This window comes from Pseudomonas sp. JL2 (genome assembly GCF_031570495.1).
Lineage (GTDB): Bacteria > Pseudomonadota > Gammaproteobacteria > Pseudomonadales > Pseudomonadaceae > Aquipseudomonas > Aquipseudomonas rhizophila.
In genome coordinates this window covers 63,043-81,623 of record NZ_JAKUDH010000002.1, presented here as the reverse complement: position 1 = coordinate 81,623, position 18,581 = coordinate 63,043, and the positions used below count along the sequence as shown (strand labels likewise).

Annotated in this window: 16 protein-coding genes; 7 read left to right on the top strand and 9 right to left on the bottom strand. The window is 59.7% G+C overall.

Features of this window, described 5'->3' with window-relative positions:
- Positions 1-45 precede the first annotated feature (45 nt).
- From MKS85_RS04390 to MKS85_RS04355, 8 genes are all read right to left on the bottom strand, one after another.
- Positions 46-1,170 (bottom strand): mannuronate-specific alginate lyase, encoded by a 1,125-nt coding sequence (locus MKS85_RS04390; RefSeq protein WP_139049262.1) that lies wholly within the window; start codon positions 1,168-1,170, stop codon positions 46-48.
- A 23-nt stretch (positions 1,171-1,193) separates the two neighbouring features.
- Entirely contained in the window at positions 1,194-2,645 is a 1,452-nt protein-coding gene (locus tag MKS85_RS04385; RefSeq protein WP_139049195.1) for an alginate O-acetyltransferase, read from the bottom strand.
- An 11-nt stretch (positions 2,646-2,656) separates the two neighbouring features.
- Positions 2,657-4,249, bottom strand: coding sequence for a mannuronan 5-epimerase AlgG (algG, locus tag MKS85_RS04380; RefSeq protein ID WP_047228842.1), 1,593 nt, complete (start codon positions 4,247-4,249; stop codon positions 2,657-2,659).
- 26 nt (positions 4,250-4,275) lie between these two features.
- Complete coding sequence (locus MKS85_RS04375; RefSeq protein ID WP_047228909.1) at positions 4,276-5,760, bottom strand: alginate export family protein; 1,485 nt, start codon at positions 5,758-5,760, stop codon at positions 4,276-4,278.
- Positions 5,761-5,765: 5 nt separating this feature from the next.
- Positions 5,766-7,277: an alginate biosynthesis TPR repeat lipoprotein AlgK gene (gene algK, locus MKS85_RS04370; RefSeq protein WP_188250930.1), complete on the bottom strand. Its 1,512-nt coding sequence runs from the start codon at positions 7,275-7,277 to the stop codon at positions 5,766-5,768.
- A gap of 9 nt (positions 7,278-7,286) precedes the next feature.
- On the bottom strand, positions 7,287-8,456 hold the full coding sequence (locus MKS85_RS04365) for an alginate biosynthesis protein Alg44 (protein ID WP_047228844.1): 1,170 nt from the start codon (positions 8,454-8,456) through the stop codon (positions 7,287-7,289).
- 35 nt (positions 8,457-8,491) lie between these two features.
- Positions 8,492-9,973 (bottom strand): mannuronan synthase, encoded by a 1,482-nt coding sequence (gene alg8, locus MKS85_RS04360; protein ID WP_370695168.1) that lies wholly within the window; start codon positions 9,971-9,973, stop codon positions 8,492-8,494.
- A 100-nt stretch (positions 9,974-10,073) separates the two neighbouring features.
- A complete protein-coding gene (locus MKS85_RS04355) occupies positions 10,074-11,390 on the bottom strand; it encodes a nucleotide sugar dehydrogenase (protein ID WP_139049197.1) in 1,317 nt (438 codons plus the stop codon).
- Between the two features lie 472 nt (positions 11,391-11,862).
- Between MKS85_RS04355 and MKS85_RS04350 the strand changes: the two genes are divergently transcribed.
- Positions 11,863-12,051, top strand: coding sequence for a hypothetical protein (locus tag MKS85_RS04350; protein ID WP_139049198.1), 189 nt, complete (start codon positions 11,863-11,865; stop codon positions 12,049-12,051).
- Between the two features lie 150 nt (positions 12,052-12,201).
- Here the strand turns inward: MKS85_RS04350 and yaaA are convergent, their stop codons facing one another.
- On the bottom strand, positions 12,202-12,981 hold the full coding sequence (gene yaaA / locus MKS85_RS04345; protein WP_047228847.1) for a peroxide stress protein YaaA: 780 nt from the start codon (positions 12,979-12,981) through the stop codon (positions 12,202-12,204).
- 177 nt (positions 12,982-13,158) lie between these two features.
- On the opposite strand from yaaA, the gene MKS85_RS04340 reads away from it, so the two are divergent.
- From MKS85_RS04340 to MKS85_RS04315, 6 genes are all read left to right on the top strand, one after another.
- Positions 13,159-14,283: a polysaccharide deacetylase family protein gene (locus MKS85_RS04340; protein ID WP_047228848.1), complete on the top strand. Its 1,125-nt coding sequence runs from the start codon at positions 13,159-13,161 to the stop codon at positions 14,281-14,283.
- Positions 14,284-14,618: 335 nt separating this feature from the next.
- Complete coding sequence (locus MKS85_RS04335) at positions 14,619-16,013, top strand: PhoH family protein (RefSeq protein WP_047228849.1); 1,395 nt, start codon at positions 14,619-14,621, stop codon at positions 16,011-16,013.
- A gap of 259 nt (positions 16,014-16,272) precedes the next feature.
- Positions 16,273-16,746 carry a cyclic pyranopterin monophosphate synthase MoaC gene (gene moaC / locus MKS85_RS04330; RefSeq protein WP_076383624.1) on the top strand — a complete coding sequence of 158 codons (474 nt, stop codon included), beginning with the start codon at positions 16,273-16,275 and terminating at the stop codon, positions 16,744-16,746.
- A complete protein-coding gene (locus MKS85_RS04325) occupies positions 16,743-16,985 on the top strand; it encodes a MoaD/ThiS family protein (RefSeq protein WP_188250929.1) in 243 nt (80 codons plus the stop codon). Before moaC ends, MKS85_RS04325 begins: the two co-directional genes overlap by 4 nt.
- Positions 16,986-16,988: 3 nt before the next feature.
- Positions 16,989-17,441 carry a molybdopterin synthase catalytic subunit MoaE gene (gene moaE / locus MKS85_RS04320; RefSeq protein WP_047228852.1) on the top strand — a complete coding sequence of 151 codons (453 nt, stop codon included), beginning with the start codon at positions 16,989-16,991 and terminating at the stop codon, positions 17,439-17,441.
- Between the two features lie 273 nt (positions 17,442-17,714).
- Positions 17,715-18,491 carry an ABC transporter substrate-binding protein gene (locus MKS85_RS04315; RefSeq protein ID WP_047228853.1) on the top strand — a complete coding sequence of 259 codons (777 nt, stop codon included), beginning with the start codon at positions 17,715-17,717 and terminating at the stop codon, positions 18,489-18,491.
- Positions 18,492-18,581: the final 90 nt, after the last annotated feature.

Here is an 18,581-nt window from a genome sequence, read left to right as displayed (position 1 = left end):
GACGCTTTGCTCCCACAGCTCCCCTGCCAGGCAGGGGATACGGCATCAGCTACCCTTTTCGCCTTTTTCCCATGACGGGTCGTACACCTTGGTCAAGTCCCCGCCGAGGCGGAACGTCTTGAACGGTTGCATTTCATGCTTGCGTTCCAGCACATCCTCGGGGCAGGTGTAGAGGCTGCAGAACGGTTCCAGCCAGGCGAACTTGGAATCGATTTTCAGATCCTTCATGTCCTGCTCGTCGCCGTTCTTGTCTTCGAATATCTCCGGGTCTTTCACCCCGGCCAGCACTTGGTCACCCAGGCGCTTGAGGGCGCCGTTGTTTTCCTGGCGCAGGTCCACGCCGTTGACCTGGGCGAAACTGGCGATCATCGCCAGGGGCGGCAGGGCATAGTTGTGGTAGGACAGGGCTCGTTGCTTGCGCTTGAGTTCGTTGGGCAAGAAGCCCTCGGCGTCGACCTGGTTGGCGCCGACCTTGTATTCCTTGACGGCCCAATCGAACAGGTCGCGGCGGTTGGTCGCCACGGCGGTGGCCATCACCGACCAGGCGGCCCAGTAGGAGTGGTTGTTGATTTTTTTCAGCGGCAGGTTGTCCCAGTCGCTCACCACCTGATCGGCCATCTTGCTGAACCAGCCTTCGATCAGTTGCGCCTGCTCCTGGTGATTGGCCAGTGGGCGAGACTCGGAGAACTTCAGGCGTACGTAGGCCGAAGCCATGCTTCCCAGGGCCCATTTGCGCATGGACTTGCCGGTGTGGTTGAAGTCCTTGGACATCAGCGCATCGGCCTTGGCCCAGGCGGTCAGCCAGTTCAGGGTGCATTCCAGCTGCTCGGGGCGGCCGTCACGCATGAATTGCATCACTTGCTTGCTGACGCCGCGTTCGATCCGGGTGATGTCGGAAGTGGCATCACGGAAGGCTTTTTCCGATTTCACGTTCAGCGTTGCGCGGGCCTTGTCGGAACCCTCGTACTTGCTGCGAAATTGCAGGGCGCCCGTGTAGGGCGTCGGTACTGCCTCGCAGCGCTCGTCAGAGCTGCCCGTCTTGAATTTTTCAATCGGTGCGAAGTAACCCTGGGGCGGGCGTAGCGGGGCCGCGGCCTGCGTCGCGCCGGCGAATATCGCCAGGGTCAGCAGGGACGGCGCCAGCAGCGTTTTCAACGTTCGGGTGCGCATGGTTCTAGTCATGAGACGAGACCTCATTGTCCGATTTGAGCCGTTTGTTGCCCGGCTTGCGGAGATGCGTTGCGTTTGCAGACTTTCGCTTCGATTTGCTGTGGCTCGGCACCGGCTTCAGGTCCCTGGACTTCTACAGCCAGCAGGTTCTGGGAAGCCCAGTCCTCGTCGGTGCGCAATTGGAAGGCGAAACGTCCGTCGGTTTCGGAAGTGTCCGGTTTTTCGATCTTGATATCCTCGTGGCGCCCATTCATGTACCAGAGGGTGGCTTGTAAGGTTTTCACCGACGTATCGGCGAAGCGGATATCGATCTGGTGGCTGCCGTTACGCAGGTCCATGTTCTTGCTGTTGACCATCAATTCGTTCTTGCCGGGCTTGAGGGCAGTCTTGCTGCTCATCAGCGCGGGCTTGCCTTCGCAACCGTTGTTGTCCAGCAGCGCCATCATCTGGCGATAGATGGTTTCCTGGTCCAAGCGATACAGCGGCGAGAATTCCCAGATGAGGATTTTCGGCGGGCTCTTCTGGAATTCTTCGCTGCCCAGGTACTGGATCATCGCGCCTTCCAGACCGCCGCCGGGAAAGGCGACGTTGAGGATGTCAGCGCCGATGGCTTCTTGAAGGAAGCCGGCGAAGTTGTAGTTCTTGCCGCTGTGACTGGTGCCCACGAGGGTGATCTGCGGATCACTGGAGTCGCCGAACAGGTCGCCGTCGCCGGCCTCGCCTTTAGGCTCGGTGGTGAACTGGTCCATGTACTGGACCGCGTAGCTGGTGCCGCACAGCTGGCCGGCCATGTTGTGCAGGGTGCCGGTCTTGCCCATGCGGCCGGACTTCTTGGTCTCGAACTCACGCTTGGGAATGTCGGCAAAGGCCGGGATCTGCTTGACCTTCTCGGCCACGATCTTCGCCGTGCGCTGGGCGCCGTACGGGGTCCAGTGCTGGTCGCCACGGAAGTAGAAATCGTGGGCCGGCAGGGTGTCGGGCAGGTTTTCGTTGGTCAGTGGCGACAGGTCCGGCACCACATAACCCATCTGCGCGAAACGCCCGAGCATGCTCTTGTAGTTGGTCAGGGCCTTGTCGAAGTCGTAACTGGCCTTTTCCTGAGGGTTGAGTTTGTTGCGGTTCACCAGGCCCCGGGTCGGTTGATACACAAGCACCAGCTCAACGCCTTTTTTCTTGAACGCGTCGTGCAACTGCTGCATGCGCTTGTAGCCGGCCGGGGTGGTATTGAATTCGGTACGCAGGTCTTCCTGGGTACGGAACAGCCAATCGCCCTGGGCCTGTACCAGCGTGGTGAAGTTCTGCTGATAGCGCGTGGTGTAGTTCTTCGCGTCATAAGCAGCCGGGCACAGGTTGCAGCACGGTTCGGCAGTGAACACAGGCGCTGTGGTTTCAGCGGCGCGCGCGCCGCTTGTGGCGGCGAGAATGCCGGCAGTCAGGGCGGACAGGCCCAGAAGTTTGATCATCTGTGGGTTCATAAAGGTCATCCTCAGTCCCGCAATTCAGTCTGGCGTTCGACAGGGTCGATCAGCACGGCTTTCTGCTGGCGCACCAGCAGGTCGAGAATTTCATCCTGGCGCTCGCCCAGGATCCCCGAGAAGCTGATGCCGCTGGATTTGGTCGGCGCGAGCATGGACACGCGGTAGAGCTCAACGCTCAACGGTGAGTCGATGGACAATGGGCCGCTGCCGTTGGCAGCCAGTTCACCACCGACCACGATCAGCGAGACCTGGGCGTCGAACGGGTCGAGCTTGATGTCCCGGTCGGTGTCGGACAGGTCCTTGATGTGGCCGTAAAGACCGGTCAGGCCGTTGGCCATGGACACGTTTTCGTAAAGGCGGATGTTCACGCTGTTACGAATCCGGATGCCGTGGCGCCGGTTGCTGATCACTTTGTTGCCCCACAACAGGTTGTCACCACTCTCGTAAAGCGTGATGCCGTCGGTGTGGTTCTTGTAGATCTCGTTGTAGGCGATCAGGTTGTTCACGCTGTTACGGTCGATCACCAGGCCCGAGAGTTTGTTGTCGTAGCTGCGGTTGTTGAAAATGAAGCTGTCGTTGACCTCACGGGAAATAATGATCCCGTGCTTCTTCTTGGTCCCGTAGACGGTGTTGTCGGCGATGATCAGCCGATGGGAACGGTCGTGGGGGTCAATGCCGTAGACGATGTTGTCCTTGTAGGTGTTGCCCTTGACCACAAAGTCGTTGGTTTCGTAGCAATAGAAGCCGTACCACATGTCCGAGAACTCGGAATCGATGATCCAGCCGGTCGGTTCCGGGCGCTTGAGGACCTTGGCCATGTTGGGCGTGTACTGGGAAATACTGACCCCGTACGACTTACTGTTGGCGTAGCCGAAGCTGGCCATTTTGGTATTGACGATGTAAGTCTCGGTGCCGCCCCAGGACAGCAGGAACGGACGGAATTCGTTGGCCGAGCGGAACGTGGCGGGGCCATTGTCCTTTTCGCGCCAGCCGGTGACCTTGGTGTCGCGGATGAACATCTTTCCATCGTTGACCAGGAAGGAGCCGCCCTCTTGGGACAGGCGCAGTTCCTGGGTCTGTTGGTCGATTTCCAGAATGCCTTTTTCACCCACCACAATCGGAATCCTGGCCAGGAAGACACCTGGCGAGGTTTCCCTGAGGTACTGCTTGGGCACTTTCTTGGCCAGGTCCTTGAGGTTCATGTAGCCATCGTCGATGAAGATGGCCTGTGGGATGCCGTGCTGGCGCACCACCCACTCGGCCATCTTGTTGTCACCGCCGATGAAGTCCTTCAAGGCGTTTTCCTGCATCATCCGGCGCACGCTGACCTTGCCGGGCTTGCTGCGCACGATCTTGGCCGCGGCCGCTTCGGCGGTGAAGCCTGTGAGGTCGGGCAGGGTCGGCGCAGCCAGTTCCAGCGGAGCGGTCGGCGCGCTGCTGACGGTGTAGGTCTTGGCCTGCTGCAGTTCCTTGACCACGTTGCCCGGTTTGACCACCGGTTCAACGTTGGCGAACGCCGACGAGCCGGCCAGCAGCATCGCTGCGGCCAACAGGCTGATCGAACCTTTCATCGCCTGGCTGTTCCTGAGGTAGCGGTTCATATCGGGCACTCCCATGGTCATTCGCATCAGAAGCGCCAGATCACGTCGACAAAGGCGCGATGCATGTATGAATCGACCTCTTTGCCGTAGGCGTCGCCAGGCTTGAACACACCGCCGCGAAAGCGCACCAGCGCCGACGGCTCGTCGATGGACTGGCTCAGCGCTGCCGGCAGCAGGCCTTGCTTGAAGTACTTGGTGACCACAAGGTCGACTTCCTGGCCCAGGTCCTTGTTACCGTCGCGCAGTGGCAGGGACGAGGTGGACAGGATTGCGCCGGTCACATCGTCGGTGTTGTTTTCCACCGCGTTGATGCCGTTACTGCCCACAGGCTTGTTGCCGTCCACGCGCCAGAACTTGTGGTACACCAGGCTTGCGTCGTATTCGTCACGCAACTGCCAGGAACCGAACAGGCTGGCGCTCTGGGTGTTGGCCATTTCGCCACGGAAGGCTTCACCGAAACGGTGGACCCGCGAACGGGTACCGGTGTAGTTCGAGCGGTTGCTTTGCAGACCGTTCTGTTCGTAGTCCTCGCTGGCGCGGGCATAGGCCGCACCGACTTGCCACTGCGGATCCAGGCGCAGACGGATGCCCAGGTCGGTGGCCCAGCCATCGACGTCGTCACTGCGCTTGAGTTGCGTGGGGCGCGTGCCATCGGCGTTGAGCGGGTTGACGGTGTCGCGATCGCCGGTCATGCCGGTCAGGCTGGCCCAGTAGTTGACGGTGTTGGTGTTACGCCAGTTGTAGGCGTCACTGTTGGCTTCCAGGCCCAGCCAGGACAGGTCACCGTTCTGGGTCTTGTCCAGGGAATCGGTGGCTTCGCCCGGGGTCGGGTAATCGAGGCTGCCATTGTCGTGGGTATGGTGGGCACGGATTCCGGCCCACTGGCCTGGCATCCACTGGTAGCCCACGTCACCGTAGACGTGCAGGCGGTCCTTGTCGTCAGGCGACAATTCCTTGAGGTCGGTGCGGTATTCGCTGAAGCGCTCGGCGACACCCAGGTTGGCCCGCAACAAGGTGGTATCGAAGGTCCAGTTCAGGGCTTCGATGTTGGTGTCGCGCCATTGGCCGTCTTCGTTGCGCAGGCGTTGGCGACCGAATTTCAGCTGTTCGCCCGGGTAAGGGGTCAGGCCCCGATAGCCAATCCAGAATTCGCGCATGGCCAAGTAGTTCTTCTTGACTTCGCGATCACCGCTGTCGGTTTGCGCGGTCGCGTCATCGGACTGTTGCAGGGTGTCGGTCTCGATGGTGTCGGTAGACGTCACGGCCTGGGCCATGGCGTAGGCGCTCCAGGCACCGCGCTCACCGTAGATCCAGGGACGCAGGTCCAGACCGATACCGTTGACGTCGCCGCCGCGCTGGGTGCCGAGGTCGCGATCGTCTTCGGACTGGGCGGTGATTTTCACGTCCAGACCGAAGTTCTGGTCTTCAGTCAGGGCCGCCAGGGTCGGACAGGACCACAGCAGGGCAAACGACAGGCCAATACCGGCCTGCACAAAAGGATTGAGCTTCAAAGGCTTCATAGAGGTTCCTCGCCGTCATCTTCTTTTAGGGCTTGCAGTTCCAGCGTATCGGGGCTCATGGCGCCGCGAATGGCCTGCTCTTGTTGTAGCAGGCGCTGGGCTTGTGCAAGCTGGTTCGGCGGTAATTGGGCTTCGAGGGTCTGGGCAAGCTCGATGGCTTGCGGGGTGTTCTGGGCCTTGGCCAATTGACTGAACACATAGGCATTGACCGGGTCGGGCTTGGTGCCCTTGCCTTGGGAGAACAACTGGGCAATGGCGAAATCGGCGCTGTTCTGGCCGTTACGGGCGGCCTTGAGCAGATGGTCCAGAGCCTTTTGCGAATACACCTGGCCCAGGTAACCACGGCGATAGATCTGGCCCAGGTAGTAATCGGCGGCCACTTCGCGGCCAACGGCTTTCTGGAAATGCGCTTCGGCGACCTTGGCGTCAGCCGGCACCCATTTGCCTTCGTAGTACAGCTTGCCCAGCAACAGATCTGCACGTGGCTGATCGGCGGCGCGGCCGTTTTCCAGGTACTGCATCATCTTGTCGACGTCACCCAACTCGGGGAAGTCGTAGAGAATCTGCGCCAGGCTGACCCAGGCAGCGGGATAGCCAGGGGCGATGCCTTCGAGCAACGACTGTGCGGTTTTTTCGTCGGTCTTGCCCAGGCTCGTATCGGCCAGGACGCGGGCGACGCTGTCCACACGCTGGGCGGAGACGGTGCCACTCTGGTGACCGGCCTGCATTTGTTTGAGCAACTCGGCCTGCTGTTCAGGCTGGCCGCGTTTCTGATAGACCGTGGCCAGTTCGACGTAGCAGATGTCGGTGGTGGCCAATGCCGCCTTGCAGACTTTTTCCACTTCATCCAGATGCTGGTCGTAGGTCCCCTGGGTGCGATAGAGCAGAATCTGCGCCAGGCCCGCTTCCGGGTAACCGGCGCTGCGCCATTGGCTGATCTGCTGCTGAGCGTTGACGTTCGGGAAGCTTTGGGGATATTGCAGGTACAGCATCGCCAGCGGGATCAGGGTGCCGCCCTGACCGTTGGCGAAGGCCTTCTTCAACAGGCCTTCGGCTTCGTGCTTTTCCGCTTCGCTGGAGCCGGGCTTGGCCACCAGCAGGCGGCCCAGACGAGCCTGGGCCCGTGGCGAGATATCGGCCGCGGCGCGGTAAGTCGCCTCGGCCTTTTTCATCTGCTCGGGGTCGCGGCTGTCCACCTGGATGTCGGCCAGGCCGACCTGGGCTTCGCTGTAGCCCAGGTCTGCCAGTTGCTGATAGTTCTGCTGTGCAAGCGTCGTGTCACCGCGCTTGAGGGCTTCGTTGGCCAGGCGCTGGTCGGGCAGACCGGCGCAGCCGCTGAGGCCGATTGCCAGCGCCAGCGCACACAACGCATACCCTGTGTGGGAGCGAGCCTGCTCGCGATGCGGGCGGCTCGATACACCAGGCACACCGCTTTGATCCCATCGCGAGCAGGCTCGCGCCCACAGGGTATGCGGCGTCTTGTTGTCTTGTGGAGTCGTCACGAGCATGTCCTCCGCTTAAATACCGACAGCCATGGCTTTGTCGATCAGCCAGTTCAGGTTCGGGCCACGGTCGCTGGTAACTTCTACCGGCCGGCCGGCCAGCGAGCTGTCCAGGGGTTCGTCAGGCTGGATCAGTACGCGGATATCGGACGACAGGTCGGCACTTTTCAGGCTGGTGCTGCTGACGATCTTGCCGGTACGGGTGGTGTCTTCGCCGGCAACCTGGAAGCTGACCGGAGTGCCTGGGCGCACGTCGCCGAACTGGCGATAGGAGAAGCGTGCTTCGACGTTGGCTTCGGTGCCCCGTGGGACCAGTTGGAAGATCACGTCACCCTTGCTGGCGTACTGACCGTCGGACACCAGTTGCTGGGACACGATGCAGTCGCACGGCGAGGTCAGGGTGCCGGTCATTTGCTTGCCGAACAGCTCCTCGACCTTGGCCGGTTGCAGCTGGTTGTCGTCCAGATGGCCCTTGAGCACATCGAGCATGCTGGTGCTGAACGTGGCCAGCGGGGCGCCTTTGGCGGCAACGCCGTCAGCCTTGACCAGACTCTGCACGGTGCCGTCGCGCGGCATGGTGATAGCCATGCCCGGTACGTTCACCAGGCCCGCCTGGGCGTGGCTGACGAAGTACATGCCGTACACCGACTTGAAGATGAAGCCGAATGCCGCCAGGCCGACGATAAAAATCGCCAGGCTGAAGGTCACGGCCCGCAGGCGGCCCAGGGCGGTCATGCCACCGTTGTCGTCCTTCTGCTTGCGCGCCTTGGTGAAGTTGTCGCGTTGCAAAGTCGCCAGCACATCGCCGACGCCGACGATGTCGCCGGCCAGGTGCGAGGTGATGATGTGACGCAGCGTCGAGATGTCCCGAGGCTCCAGATTCTGGAACTGGCAACCGGTACGACCGGTCTGGCGGTCGTAGGAGCGAACCTGCAGTTCCACGTCCATGGCCAGGCCAAGGTTGTCGATCACGAATTGCAGGCGGCCTTTGTACGCTTCGCCGACCTTGAGCGGCATCTGGCCGGCGTTGAAGCACAGACCTCCGGCCGACAGGTCCAGGACCTTGACTTCCATGGGGGTACGGTCGGGACCGAAGAAGCGCAATTTGGCCGGGATTTTCACTCGGGCGTGTTGGCGCTGGGCTTCGGATTCATGCACTACGTTGACATTCACGGCGGTGTTCATAGGGGCGATTTCCTAGTTAATTCAGGCGAGTTCGGTCAGACCATCATCAGCAGCACGGCAACGAAAACGCTGCCGGCGGAGAAGGTCATGGTCCGAGACGACCAAGTGTTGAACCAACGTTGAAAGCTGGCGAGATCACGGGTCAGATGGGTGGGCTGGCGAGTCCAGGACTGTTGGTCGAGGCGGAAGAACACGTAGATCTTCACCAGCGCGCCAACGATCTGGTTGTAATACAGAATCGCCGGGTAGGCCGGACCGATCCGGTGTCCGGAGCACGACAGCAACAGGGTCAAGAGCAACCGAGTGATGCCGATCCACAGCAGGTACACCAGGATGAACGCGGTGCCGTACTTGAAGCTGGCAATCAGCGCCACGGTCAGGCCCAGCAGCGAGGTCCACATCGACACGCGCTGGTCGAACAGCACCACCGAAGTGAACAGGCCCAGACGCTTCATGCCCAGGCCCAGTGCCCGGGAGTTCTGCCGCAGGTTGTTGCCATACCAGCGGAACATCAGCTTGCGACTGGCCTTGATGAAGCTTTTTTCCGGCGGGTGCTCGACGGTGTTGATCGCCGCATCGGGTACGTAGAACGTGTCGTAGCCCAGGCGCATCAGGCTGAACCAGCTCGATTTGTCGTCGCCGGTGAGAAACTTGAAGCGGCCCAGGCGCCAGTGTTGCAGCGAGTCGCTTTCCACGTCGGCGATGAAGTCCGGGTTGGTGACCACGGTGGCGCGGAACACCGACATGCGGCCGGTCATGGTCAGCACACGCTTGGACAGGGCCATGGAGCACATGTTGATGTGGCGCTGAGCGAAGCGCAGTTTGTGCCATTCGCTCATGATGTAGCCACCGCGCACCTCGCAGAACTCGTTGGTGGTCAGGCCGCCGACGTTGCCGAACAGCTGGAACCACGGCACGGTCTTGCGCACCACGCCTTCGCCGAGCACGGTATCGCCATCGATCACGGCGACCACTGCACGGTCGTCCGGCAAGTGGCGGGAGATGGCGCGGAAACCGAAGGCCAGGCCGTCACGCTTGCCGGTGCCAGGAATGCGCACGAAGTCCAGCTTGACGTGCTCTGGCGGGTTCATGCGGGCCCAGAGGCTCTTGACCAGCAGTTCGTCGGACATTTCCACGATGGAGCAGACCACAGTGGTCGGCAGCCCGCAGTCGATGGCTTCGCGGATTACCGAACTGTAGACCTGGGCGGTCGTCAGTGCGTCGATTCGGAAGCTGGTGACCATCAGGTACACGTGGGACGGATCCGCCGCCTTGCCCAGCTTGCGTACCTTGCGGCGCAGATGCGGGTAGACGATGTACAGGAAGATCATGCCGCGCACGAAATGCGTCGCTCCCATGGAGTAACGCCAAATGCCCACGGCGCCGATCAGGAAAATGAAATCCTTGGATTCGGAGTCGAACGTGGACGTGGGCAACGCCATGGCGATGCCCATCAATAAACTCAAGTAAAACAGCCAACCGGCGGCCTGAAGCAGGCCGTGCTTTAGCCTGTGCATAATCTGCATCCGTCTCTATCTCGGGCGGGCCTTGTGGGCGGCCCGATGGGTTAAGGCAGGCGAAAGGCCGGCCGGGCCTGGGCCCGGCCGGCAAACAGACTTACCAGCAGATGCCTTCGGTCCGGCCACTCGGGTTGGTGGCCTTGGACATGAAGCCAACCAGGTCGATGACCTGCTTGCCTTCCGGTACGTTCTCGGTCAGCGCGCGGAACTTCTCGTCGCGGTTGCCCAGGATGATGATGTCGGAGCTGTCGATCACCGAGTCGAAGTCGGCGTTGAGCAAGGACGAGACGTGAGGAATCTTCGACTCGATGTAATCCTTGTTCGCACCGTGGACGCGGGCGTATTCGACGTTGCTGTCGTAGATTTTCAGGTCGAAACCCTTGCCGATCAGCATTTCCGCCAGTTCCACCAATGGGCTTTCACGCAGGTCGTCGGTGCCGGCCTTGAAGCTCAGGCCCAGCAGGGCGACTTTGCGCTTGTCGTGGCTGGAAACGATGTCGAAGGCGTTCTGCACCTGGGATTCGTTGCTGCGCATCAGCGAGTTGAGCAGCGGCGCTTCCACGTCCAGGGAACCGGCGCGGTAGGTCAGGGCGCGAACGTCCTTGGGCAGGCACGAGCCGCCGAAGGCGAAGCCTGGGCGCATGTAGTACTGGGACAGGTTCAGGGTCTTGTCTTGGCAGACCACGTCCATCACTTCACGGCCATCGACGCCGACTGCCTTGGCGATGTTGCCGATCTCGTTGGCGAAGGTCACCTTGGTGGCGTGCCAGACGTTGCAGGTGTACTTGATCATCTCGGCGACAGCGATGTCCTTGCGGATGATCGGCGCATCGAGCTCTTCGTACAGCGATTGCAGAACGTCGCCGGAGGCTTTGTCGAACTCGCCGATAACGGTCATCGGTGGCAGGTCGTAGTCCTTGATCGCGGTGCTTTCACGCAGGAACTCAGGGTTGACCGCGACGCCGAAATCGACACCGGCTTTTTTGCCGGAGCAGTCTTCCAGAATCGGGATGACCACATTCGCCACGGTGCCTGGCAGCACGGTGCTGCGAACCACGACGGTGTGGCGGGTGGTCTTGTCGCGCAGAACAAAACCGATCTCGCGGCACACCGCTTCGATGTAGTTGAGTTCCAGATCGCCGTTCTTCTTGCTCGGTGTACCGACGCAAATCATCGACAGGTCAGTATCACGAATCGCTTCGGCGAAGTTGGTGGTTCCGCGCAGACGGCCTGTTTCAATACCTTGTGCCAACAGCTCGCCCAGACCGGGTTCAACAATCGGCGATTTACCGGCGTTGATCATGTCGATTTTGTCTTTGGCGACATCTACGCCAACGACATCATGGCCCCGTGCAGACAGGCAACCGGCACATACTGCACCGACGTAACCCAAACCAAATATGCTAATGCGCATCGCATTTACCTCTGTTTTTCACGCCATTAAATGGCCGGAGTTAATAGTGTTCAGCGGTCATAGTGCACTCGGAAGTGTGGAATGCAGGCGCCACAGTGCCGTGTGCAGGCATACTAAGTTCCGAGTGTCTAAATAAGTGCACTCAAGTTGTGCGCAATGCGGCCTAGTTGTTATGACCTGCCCTGTTATGCAGCCAGTCCTCGTATTCGGGAACGTTCGTGCAAAGGTCCTTCACCTCCGATCCCTGGCAAAAAGCCCACAAAATCAGAAGCTTGTGTGCTCTGGCGAGCACGTTATAGGGGCGCAGCCTTGGCCTTGTAGGGGATAGTAATGGTGCGTTATCTCCTGTCCTTTATAAGATGGATCCAAATAGGCGACCGTTTCGCTAAATTGCCATGACAACTTGGTTACTTGGATCGACGGCCTATGTAAGTCATCTCTTACACGCACGGCGAGAATCGTTACGGGTGGTATGAGCCGTGCAATTTCACATAGTTCCGATCCGCTCATCGCGATTTTCGAAATTTTTCGAAATATTATGAAAGATGGCACTGACCTCATGATGATGGCACTTGCCGTTTTGACCTTTGATAACGGGGAGTTAAGAGGGGTAGATATTTTTGTGCCACTACCGAATAAAAAATTTGGTGCCACTACGTAAAAAACTGACAGGTGTCGAGTGAAACAAAAGTTAGCGAGGGAAGGGGGCGATTTATTGGCGTCATGGAACTGACGAAGTGGGCGGGGAAGTTGGATGACGTGTTCGGGTTTGATCAAGGCCCCTGATCAAGGGGCCATATAAAGATGTGCTTTATTCGGGGGCATGGTCACGCAGGAACACCAGTTTGTCCGCGCTCGATTGTTGAGCATTGAAACGGTAGCCCTGGGCATCGAACTGCTTGAGTGCTGCTGGATCGTTGATGCGTTCCTGAATCACGAAGCGGCTCATCAGGCCGCGGGCCTTCTTGGCGTAGAAGCTGATGATTTTGTACTGGCCGTTCTTCAGGTCCTTGAACTCGGTATCAATGACCCGTGCTTTGAGCGCGCTGCGTTTGACCGCCGAGAAGTATTCATTGGAGGCCAGGTTCAACAGTATGTCGTCGCCCTGGTCAGCCAGCGCTTCGTTCAGCCATTCGCTGATGCGTGTGCCCCAGAAGGCATACAAGTCTTTGCCGCGGGCATTGGCCAGCTTCGTGCCCATCTCCAGGCGATAGGGTTGCATCAGGTCCAGTGGGCGCAGCAAGCCATAAAGACCGGAGAGCATGCGCAGATGCTCCTGGGCATAGTCGAAATCGGCTTCGGCAAAGCTTTGTGCATCGAGGCCGGTGTACACATCACCCTTGAAAGCCAGCAGAGCCTGTTTGGCATTGGCCGGGGTGAACGCCGGCGTCCAGCTGCCGAATCGTGCGGCATTGAGACCGCCGATCTTGTCGGAGACGTGCATCAGCTCGCTGATCTGTGCCGGCGAGAGTTCGCGCAACTGTTCGATCAGTTCCTGGGAATGATCCAGGTACTGCGGCTGGGTAAAACGCTCGGTGGCCGGCGGTGTTTCGTAATCGAGGGTCTTGGCGGGGGAAATCACCATCAGCATGTAATCGTCTCCTTCAAAGGTGCGGCGATTCTAGGGGGTTGTCCGGGTGGACTCCAGCTATTGGGGTGATAGGTGATGGATGGGCAAGCCTTGCTTCCACCGAGTCCTCTGACCACAAGGGTATTGCTTCAGGATCGGCTATGATGCGGCGCGGGTTTCGTTATGGAGACATCCCTTTTGCGCATCGTCCTTCTATTGTCGGCCTGGTTCCTGAGTTTCGCGGCCATTGCCGCACCCAGCGACATCGCCACCCTGGACCGCAGCACCTGGCCGGAACAGCTCACCAGCCCGACGCTGTTCGACGTGGCCTCGCGAGCTGAGATCCTGATGTTCGCCCGGGTCCTGCTGGACACCGATGCCATGGACGAAATCGCCCTCAAGCAGCACCTGGGGCTGCGCACAATCAATATGGCGGCGATCGACACCCTGCGCGCGCGGTTGTGGCAGCGACTGCTGAGCAACTACAACTTCGCTCAGCAAAGCTGCGATCAGGACGCTTCGTTCTGTTTTCTGGTGGAAGACCTGGCGACGTTGCGCGAAGAGGCGGGCAGGCTCACGCTCGATGAAAACTCCTACTACATCAAGTGGGCTGAGCCGAGCCGGATCTTCCACGCTCAATATCTGGACGAGTTGCTGCGCAAGGCCGCGTTGTTTCCGCAGACCAGCAGCGAAATTGCGCGTTTCGGCGATTACGAGCGCAACGGTGATGATCTGAATGACCGGCTGTTCCTGCTGACCTTCGACAGCGCGGCCAACATCACGCCGGACAATACCCCGTGGCTGACTGAATACCTGCGCAAGTCGAACATGAACGGCACCTTCTTCGTGCTGGGCAAGGACATCCAGGCGCGGCTTGCAGAGCGCTCGGTCAACCACCTCCAGGCCTTGTATTCGGGGCAATGCGTCGGTGTCCAGGGGTGGGAGTTCCGCTCCCACAGCCATTGGCAGGATTGGCAGGACTCGGTGCGGCGCAGCGTCGATCTGGTCAAGGGCAAGCTGCCGGAAAACTACGTGCCGCTGTTTCGCCCGCCCCAGGGCCAGCGCCGTGGCGATGCCGGCGCATTTTTCCGCAACCAGGGCCTGCAGGTGGCGCTCTGGGATATCGACCCTCAGGACAGCGCCGGCCGGCTCAACCCCGAGCAAAGCGCCCAGCGCACACTGACCCTGATGCTTTTGTGGCGCCGCGGCGTGATCAATTTCAACGTCAAGCAGGATGCGCTGAAAACGGCGCTGCCCTGGCTCATTACGCAAACGGCGCAAAGCGGGATCGGCTGGGAAGATTGTCGGGTCGCGTTTCGCTGATTTGGCCAAAGGCCCGGAAACACTGGGGGAGGAGGAGAATTCGGCGCACTTTCATGACGACCGGACTTCCGACTTTAACGGCGCAACGGCGCAACGCCAAGCGTTATTCGTCACTCTGAAAAATAAACTTCAAAAAAGCGTCAAAGTGCTTTTTCCTGTCATGTGTTTTGGAGTATCAAGAAGTCAGACCGCCGAAACCTGCAACACAGGTGGCGTCTTCCAAGACCCAGTTGTGTGCAGTTCACCTCAAGCCTTGCGGGTGAATTCGGTGGCTACTTCGAGGCGCAGCACTGTCACGGTATTGCGTCGAATGGCCCCCACAAAGGTGACCGAGTATGGATGACCACGGACGTAGCCCTTCCTCCAACCAGCCAATCCTCTATGTACTCGATACCAACGTATTGATCCACGATCCAAACGCACTCCTGAACTTCGAAGAACACCATGTTGCCATCCCGATGACCGTGCTCGAGGAGCTGGACAAGCTCAAGAGCGGGCATCACAGCGTCGCCGCCGAATGCCGGCAGGCGATCCGCCTGATCGACAAGACCCTGGGAGACGCGTCGCCCGAGGACGTTGAACTGGGTGTGCCGATCCAGCGTGGCAAAAGTGGTCCCAAAGGCCTGCTCTCGATCCTGATGAGCAAGCGCACCGAACCCAACCTGGTGCTGCCCGAACACCTGAACGACAACATCATCATCAACCAGTTGATCGACCTGCACGCGCGCAACCAGGATCAGGCCGTGGTGCTGGTGACCAAAGACATCAACATGCGCCTCAAGGCCCGCGCCTGCGGGATCGCGGCAGAGGACTACAGCACCGACCAACTGGTCGACGACGTATCACTGCTGCCCAACGGCTATCACACCATGACCGGCTCCTTCTGGGACCGGGTGAGCAAGGTCGAGACCCGTCAGGACCATGGTCGCACCTGGCACCAGGTGCAGTTGATCGACAATCTGCCGGCGGTGCACATCAATGAGTTCATCATCGACGAACAGGGTTTCGTCGGCTGGATCAAGGAAATCCAGGTCGACAAGCTGCTGATTCTCGATCTGCACCAGGAGCCCCTGCTGCATCAGGAGGCCTGGGGCCTCAAGCCGCGGGATATTTACCAGAGCCTGGCCTTGTTCGCCTTGCTCGACCCGGATATCCACCTGGTCAACCTGTCCGGCGCCGCCGGTTCGGGCAAGACCATCCTGGCCCTGGCCGCCGCCATCGAACAGACCATGGTCAGCAAGCGCTACCGGCGCATCATCGCCACCCGTAGCGTGCAGGGCCTGGACCAGGAAATCGGCTTTTTGCCCGGCACCGAAGCGGAAAAAATGGAGCCTTGGCTGGGCGCCATCACCGATAACCTTGAAGCCTTGCACATGGATGACGAAAGCACTCATGGCAGCGTCGACTACATCCTCAGCAAAGTGCCGTTGCAGTTCAAATCCCTCAACTACATTCGCGGCCGCAGCTTCCAGCAGAGCCTGATCCTGATCGACGAATGCCAGAACCTCACCCCGCACCAGATGAAAACCATCATCACCCGTGCTGGCGCCGGTTCCAAAGTGGTGTGCCTGGGCAACCTGGCACAGATCGACACCCCTTACCTGTCCGCGACCAGTTCCGGGCTGACCTACCTGACCGAACGCTTCAAAGACTTCCCCAACGGGGTCCACATCACCCTGCAGGGCGTACCGCGCTCGATCCTGGCCGAATACGCCGAATCTCACCTGTAACTGACCATCAGAACCGGGCGACCTCAAGGTCGCCCGGTTTTTTATGACTGTACGAAAACCCCTGTGGGAGTGAGCCTGCTCGCGATAGCGGTGCATCAGCCACCTATTTTTATCTGATACACCGCCTTCGCGAGCAAGCCCGCTCCCAAGGGGGATTTGCGGTGATTGGGCAATTGCGCTCGCCACAGGTGCGACAATCAGGCCTGCCGGAATCTGACTCACAGGTTTACAATCGATGCTCCCGATCAGGAGTAACCCTGTGCTGACTCATCTCGATTCCCAAGGTCGCGCCAACATGGTCGATGTGACCGACAAGGCCGTGACGTTCCGTGAAGCCACGGCCGAAGCCTTTGTGCGCATGCTGCCCGAAACACTGCAGATGATCGTCAGCGGTGGTCATCCCAAAGGCGATGTGTTCGCCGTCGCGCGCATTGCCGGCATTCAGGCGGCGAAAAAAACCAGTGACCTGATTCCGCTCTGCCATCCGCTGATGCTCACCAGCGTCAAGGTCGAGCTCAATGCCGAAGGCGAGGACCGGGTGCGCATTGTTGCCCGTTGCAAACTGTCGGGGCAGACCGGCGTGGAGATGGAAGCCCTCACCGCCGCCAGTGTTGCCGCGCTGACCATCTACGACATGTGCAAGGCCGTGGATCGGGGCATGACCATCGAAGGCGTGCGGGTGCTGGAGAAACTCGGCGGCAAGAGCGGCCACTTCCAGGCGGATGCACCATGAAAATTACCGTGAAGTTCTTTGCGCGTTATCGCGAAGCGTTGGGCATTGATTCGCAGAGGGTCGAGGGCGATTTCTCCACGGTGGACGACGTGCGGATACTGTTGGCCGCACGAGATGGTTTCGATGTCTTGAAAGAACAAAACCTGATGTGCGCCCGCAACGAAGACCTGTGCCAGCTCGACGAGCCGCTGGTCGATGGTGACGAAGTGGCATTCTTTCCCACCGTGACCGGAGGCTGAGCCATGGCGATTCGGGTGCAAGCCGATCCGTTCGACCCGGGCGCCGAAGTCAACGCGATGCACGCGGCCAATGTCGGCGTGGGGGCGGTGGTGAGTTTTGTCGGCTACGTGCGTGACTTCAATGACGGCCTTGATGTGTCCGGGATGTTCCTGGAGCACTACCCGGGCATGACTGAAAAAGCCTTGGGCAAGATCGCTGCCGAGGCCGAGCAGCGCTGGCCGTTGCTCAAGCTGGAGGTCCTGCATCGCATCGGTGCCCTGGAGCCGGGCGAACCGATCGTCTTCGTGGCGGCCGCCAGTGCCCATCGCCAGGCGGCATTCGACGCCTGCGCCTTTGTCATGGACTACCTCAAGACCCGTGCGCCGTTCTGGAAAAAGGAAAACACCGCCGATGGCCCGCGCTGGGTCGAAGGGCGTGACAGTGATCATGCGGCGGCGGATCGCTGGAAGCGGTAGATAGCCTGTTGCTGATTGATTGCCTGCCAACCGCTATCGCGAGCAGGCTCGCCCCCACAAGGGATCCAGGTTGTACACAGTATTCGTGTTCGACGCAGGCCTCCTGTGGGAGCGAGCCTGCTCGCGATGAGGCCATCAGCCTCCCATCACTTTTCGCGGTTTCCCCAATTGACGATATGTACATTAAAGTCCAGTATGGATTTATAAGTACATAAAATCCGTCGCTTCACCTTTCTCTGCCAAAACCAACAACAAACCCGCGAGAGATCGATCATGAAAAAGCTCCCCCTCATCACCGGCCTGGCCTTGAGCCTGCTGGCCTCCAGCAGCCTGTTCGCCGCCGAGAAGACCTTGCGTATCGGCATCGAGGCGGCGTATCCGCCGTTTGCTTCCAAGACCTCCGAAGGAAAGATCGAGGGCTTTGACTATGACATTGGCAATGCGCTGTGCGCGCAGATGAAGGTCAAGTGCCAGTGGATCGAAAGTGAGTTTGACGGGCTGATTCCGTCGCTCAAGGTGAAGAAAATCGACATGGCGCTGTCGTCCATGACCATCACCGAAGAGCGCAAGAAGTCGGTGGATTTTACTCACAAGTACTACTTCACCTCGTCGCGGCTGGTCATGAAGGAGGGCGCGGTGGTCGATGATCAGTACGCCAGTCTCAAAGGCAAGACCGTGGGTGTGCAACGGGCGACCACCACCGACCGCTTCGCTACGGAGGTCTTCGAACCCAAGGGCGTGACAGTCAAGCGCTACAGCAACAACGAAGAAATCTACATGGACCTGGCGTCCGGTCGACTGGACGCGATATTCGCTGACACCATCCCGCTGGAGGATTTTCTGTCGATGCCCCGGGGCAAGGGCTACGCGTTTGTCGGGCCGGAGCTCAAGGACCCGAAATACGTCGGTGAAGGCGCGGGTATCGCGGTGCGCAAGGGCAATACCCAACTGGTGTCGGACTTGAACAAGGCCATCGACGGGATTCGGGCCAGTGGGGAGTATCAGAAGATTCAGGCCAAGTATTTCAAGTCGGATATCTATGGCGACTGATTGATCGTTATCGCGAGCAGGCTCGCTCCCACATTGGATCTCATTGAACACAAATAGCGTGTTCGACACAGACCCCTGTGGGAGCGAGCC

Bases quoted from the DNA above. Each gene is read 5' to 3' on its own strand.
- MKS85_RS04325 (WP_188250929.1), top strand. From the start codon at position 16,743: ATGAAAATTACCGTGAAGTTCTTTGCGCGTTATCGCGAAGCGTTGGGC.
- yaaA (WP_047228847.1), bottom strand. From the start codon at position 12,981: ATGCTGATGGTGATTTCCCCCGCCAAGACCCTCGATTACGAAACACCG.
- MKS85_RS04390 (WP_139049262.1), bottom strand. From the start codon at position 1,170: ATGCGCACCCGAACGTTGAAAACGCTGCTGGCGCCGTCCCTGCTGACC.
- moaE (WP_047228852.1), top strand. From the start codon at position 16,989: ATGGCGATTCGGGTGCAAGCCGATCCGTTCGACCCGGGCGCCGAAGTC.
- algG (WP_047228842.1), bottom strand. From the start codon at position 4,249: ATGAACCGCTACCTCAGGAACAGCCAGGCGATGAAAGGTTCGATCAGC.
- alg8 (WP_370695168.1), bottom strand. From the start codon at position 9,973: ATGCACAGGCTAAAGCACGGCCTGCTTCAGGCCGCCGGTTGGCTGTTT.
- MKS85_RS04335 (WP_047228849.1), top strand. From the start codon at position 14,619: ATGGATGACCACGGACGTAGCCCTTCCTCCAACCAGCCAATCCTCTAT.
- MKS85_RS04365 (WP_047228844.1), bottom strand. From the start codon at position 8,456: ATGAACACCGCCGTGAATGTCAACGTAGTGCATGAATCCGAAGCCCAG.
- MKS85_RS04355 (WP_139049197.1), bottom strand. From the start codon at position 11,390: ATGCGCATTAGCATATTTGGTTTGGGTTACGTCGGTGCAGTATGTGCC.
- algK (WP_188250930.1), bottom strand. From the start codon at position 7,277: ATGCTCGTGACGACTCCACAAGACAACAAGACGCCGCATACCCTGTGG.
- MKS85_RS04385 (WP_139049195.1), bottom strand. From the start codon at position 2,645: ATGAACCCACAGATGATCAAACTTCTGGGCCTGTCCGCCCTGACTGCC.
- MKS85_RS04350 (WP_139049198.1), top strand. From the start codon at position 11,863: ATGAGCCGTGCAATTTCACATAGTTCCGATCCGCTCATCGCGATTTTC.
- MKS85_RS04315 (WP_047228853.1), top strand. From the start codon at position 17,715: ATGAAAAAGCTCCCCCTCATCACCGGCCTGGCCTTGAGCCTGCTGGCC.